Origin of the sequence: Salinicola sp. MH3R3-1, from assembly GCF_001937155.1 — a bacterium.
In the GTDB taxonomy this organism is placed as follows: domain Bacteria; phylum Pseudomonadota; class Gammaproteobacteria; order Pseudomonadales; family Halomonadaceae; genus Salinicola; species Salinicola halophyticus.
This window is the reverse complement of sequence record NZ_MSDP01000070.1, coordinates 1-482: the sequence shown is the minus strand read 5'-3', so window position 1 is coordinate 482 and position 482 is coordinate 1. Positions and strand designations below refer to the sequence as shown.

Below are 482 nucleotides of genomic sequence, written 5' to 3'. Positions count from 1 at the left end.
ACGACGATCCCCGATAGCTCAGTTGGTAGAGCAAATGACTGTTAATCATTGGGTCACAGGTTCGAGTCCTGTTCGGGGAGCCATCGCCGACACCGCATGACATCATTGCCGCATCGATCCCCGATAGCTCAGTTGGTAGAGCAAATGACTGTTAATCATTGGGTCACAGGTTCGAGTCCTGTTCGGGGAGCCAATGCGATGATGTTCTTCCCCGCAAGATGCTTTCCCTCCGTTTGATGTTTGTTTCGCATGATCCTCTTTGTTTGTATGACCCTCTGCTCTCGGTAAGGCCCGGATCGACGATTCCTGCATGCTGGCGCTTGCCTGACTTTCTGTCGTGTTCAGGACCCCGGCACGCTCGTCTGAACCGAAATGTTCATCTCGTTATCACGAACCTGTCACGCCGCTGACATAAAGCCCTCGTACACTGACCTCATTCCTGAATAACGGGAACCGACACCAGGAGCGAGTCATGGCTGAAA

At 52.7% G+C, this 482-nt stretch carries 2 tRNA genes; both read left to right on the top strand.

What is annotated here, in order from left to right:
- Window positions 1–7: 7 nt before the first annotated feature.
- A tRNA-Asn gene (locus tag BTW08_RS18330) sits at window positions 8–83 on the top strand.
- Between the two features lie 34 nt (window positions 84–117).
- Window positions 118–193 (top strand) — tRNA-Asn (locus BTW08_RS18325).
- Window positions 194–482 lie beyond the last annotated feature (289 nt).